Origin of the sequence: Oceanicola sp. S124 (genome assembly GCF_000220565.1) — a bacterium.
Taxonomy (GTDB): Bacteria; Pseudomonadota; Alphaproteobacteria; order Rhodobacterales; family Rhodobacteraceae; genus Pseudooceanicola.
The window spans coordinates 1-2,994 of sequence record NZ_AFPM01000026.1 but is presented as its reverse complement, the minus strand read 5'-3'; the positions used below and the strand labels follow the sequence as shown (position 1 = coordinate 2,994).

Sequence of the window (2,994 nt, the reverse complement as noted above, 5' to 3'; positions counted from 1 at the left end):
GATGGCCTCCTAGTCTTCGTTCGGACGGTGGGGAAACCCCACCCTACGGTGGTGGGTAGGGCGGGGTTCACCCCGCCACCCGGCTTATGCGTATTTCGCCTGGATCTCGTCAGAGATGTTCTGCGGGACCGGATCGTAGTGGTCGAACTGCATCGTGAACTGCGCGCGGCCCGAGGACATGGAGCGCAGGTTGTTGATGTAGCCGAACATGTTGGCCAGCGGCACGAAGGCGTCGATCGCGACGGCGTTGCCGCGCGGCTCCTGCCCCGAAACCTGGCCACGACGCGAGGTCAGGTCGCCGATGATCGAACCGGTGTATTCTTCCGGGGTGATCACTTCGACCTTCATCATCGGTTCCAGCAGCTTGGCGCCAGCCTTCCGCATCCCTTCACGCATGCACATACGTGCCGCGATCTCGAAGGCGAGGACCGAGGAGTCGACGTCGTGGAACTTGCCGTCGATCAGGGCGACCTTGAAGTCGATCACCGGGAAGCCTGCCAGCGGACCGGAGTCCATGACCGACTTGATGCCCTTCTCGACGCCGGGGATGTATTCCTTCGGCACCGAGCCACCGACGATGCGGGACTCGAAGGAGTAGCCTTCGCCAGGCTCGGTCGGGGTGATGATGAGCTTGACCTCACCGAACTGACCCGAACCACCCGACTGCTTCTTGTGGGTGTAGGTGTGCTCGACTTCCTTCGAGATCGTCTCGCGGTAGGCCACCTGAGGCGCACCGATGTTGGCTTCCACCTTGAATTCGCGCTTCAGGCGGTCGACCAGGATGTCCAGGTGAAGTTCGCCCATGCCCTTCATGATGGTCTGACCGGACTCGATGTCGGTCTCGACGCGGAAGGAGGGGTCTTCTGCCGCAAGGCGCTGCAGGCCCTGGGACATTTTTTCCTGGTCGTTCTTGGTCTTCGGCTCGATGGCGATCTCGATCACCGGATCGGGGAAGGTCATCGTCTCGAGAACAACGGGGGCGTTCTGGGCGCAGAGGGTGTCACCGGTGGTGGTCTCTTTCAGACCAGCCAGCGCGATGATGTCGCCTGCGAAGGCCTCTTCGATCTCTTCGCGATCGTTCGAGTGCATCATCATCATACGACCGACGCGCTCTTTCTTGCCCTTGGTCGAGTTCAGGATCGAGTCGCCCTTCTTCATCACGCCGGAGTAGATCCGGGTGAAGGTCAGGGAGCCCACGAAGGGGTCGTTCATGATCTTGAACGCCAGGCCGGCGAAGGGCGCCGCGTCATCGGCCTTGCGGGCGATGTTGCGCTCTTCGGTCTCGTCGTCCGGCGAGAAGCCCATGTAGGCGGGGACGTCGAGGGGACCGGGCAGGAAGTCGATCACGGCGTTCAGCAGGGGCTGCACGCCCTTGTTCTTGAACGCGGAACCGCCGAGGACCGGAACGAAGGCCAGCGCCAGCGTGCCCTTGCGGATCAGCTTGCGCAGGGTCGGAACGTCGGGCTCTTCGCCTTCGAGGTACGCTTCCATGGCCGCGTCGTCCATTTCGACGGCGTTCTCGATCATGTTGGCGCGCCACTCTTCGGCGAGATCCTTCAGCTCATCACGGATCGGTTGACGGACCCAGCCAGCGCCGAGGTCGTCGCCCTTCCAGACCCACTCTTCCATGGTGATGAGGTCGATGGTGCCTTCCAGCTGATCCTCGGAACCGATCGGCATGCCGACGGGTACGGGGGTCGCACCGGTGCGGTCCTTGATCATCTTAACGCAGTTGAAGAAGTCGGCGCCGATCTTGTCCATCTTGTTGACGAAGACGATGCGCGGAACCTTGTAACGGTCGGCCTGGCGCCAGACGGTTTCGGTCTGGGGCTCGACGCCGGCGTTACCGTCCAGAAGGCAGACTGCACCGTCGAGAACCGCCAGCGAACGCTCGACTTCAATGGTGAAGTCGACGTGGCCGGGGGTGTCGATGATGTTGAAGCGGAACTTCGTGTCGGACGTGCCATCCGCGGTGGGATCTTCCTGCCACTGCCAGAAAGTGGTGGTCGCAGCGGAAGTGATGGTGATCCCGCGCTCCTGCTCCTGCTCCATCCAGTCCATGGTGGCGGCGCCATCGTGGACTTCGCCGATCTTGTGGGAGCGGCCGGTGTAGTAGAGGATACGCTCGGTCGTGGTGGTCTTGCCGGCATCGATGTGGGCCATGATGCCGAAGTTACGATACCGTTCGAGCGGATAGTCGCGTGCCATGGTAAGTCTGCCTTCCTGAGGGTTTACCAGCGGTAATGGCTGAACGCTTTGTTCGCGTCGGCCATCTTGTGGGTGTCTTCGCGCTTCTTCACGGCGGAACCGCGAGAGTTGACAGCGTCCAGAAGTTCGCCGGCAAGGCGCTCTTCCATGGTGTTCTCGTTGCGCGAGCGCGAAGCGGTGATCAGCCAGCGGATCGCCAGGGCTTCACGACGCTCCGGGCGCACTTCGACGGGCACCTGGTAGGTGGCACCACCGACGCGGCGCGAACGCACTTCGACGGAGGGTTTGATGTTGTCCAGCGCTTCGTGGAAGATCTCCACGGGGGCGCGCTTGACCTTGGCTTCGATGCGGTCGAGAGCGTTGTACACGATCTTCTCGGCAGCAGATTTCTTGCCATCGATCATGAGGTTGTTCATGAACTTGGTCAGGACGCGATCGCCATACTTGGCGTCGGGCAGGATTTCGCGCTTCTCGGCAGCGTGACGACGGGACATTCTCTAATCCTCTTACTTCGGACGCTTCGCGCCGTACTTGGAGCGACGCTGTTTACGGTCTTTGACGCCATGGGTATCCAGCACACCGCGCAGGATGTGGTAGCGAACGCCCGGAAGGTCTTTCACCCGGCCGCCACGGATCAGGACGACGGAGTGTTCCTGAAGGTTGTGGGATTCACCGGGGATGTAGGAGATGACCTCGAAGCCATTGGTCAGACGGACCTTGGCGACCTTCCGCATAGCGGAGTTCGGCTTCTTCGGGGTCGTGGTGTACACGCGGGTGCGAGACGCC

Annotated in this window: 3 protein-coding genes; all 3 read right to left on the bottom strand. The window is 61.8% G+C overall.

Features of this window, described 5'->3' with window-relative positions:
* Positions 1–84 precede the first annotated feature (84 nt).
* Positions 85–2,208 carry an elongation factor G gene (gene fusA / locus OS124_RS0102450; protein ID WP_010137719.1) on the bottom strand — a complete coding sequence of 708 codons (2,124 nt, stop codon included), beginning with the start codon at positions 2,206–2,208 and terminating at the stop codon, positions 85–87.
* 23 nt (positions 2,209–2,231) lie between these two features.
* The gene (gene rpsG / locus OS124_RS0102445; RefSeq protein ID WP_010137718.1) at positions 2,232–2,702 is read right to left on the bottom strand and encodes a 30S ribosomal protein S7; all 471 of its coding nucleotides are present in this window, start codon (positions 2,700–2,702) and stop codon (positions 2,232–2,234) included.
* Between the two features lie 12 nt (positions 2,703–2,714).
* Positions 2,715–2,994, bottom strand: a 280-nt coding sequence (rpsL, locus tag OS124_RS0102440) for a 30S ribosomal protein S12 (RefSeq protein ID WP_029375115.1), incomplete at its 5' end; no start/stop codon positions are given.

What these genes read in the sequence shown, in the direction of transcription:
- rpsG (WP_010137718.1), bottom strand. Translation starts at nt 2,702, where the DNA reads ATGTCCCGTCGTCACGCTGCCGAGAAGCGCGAAATCCTGCCCGACGCC.
- fusA (WP_010137719.1), bottom strand. Translation starts at nt 2,208, where the DNA reads ATGGCACGCGACTATCCGCTCGAACGGTATCGTAACTTCGGCATCATG.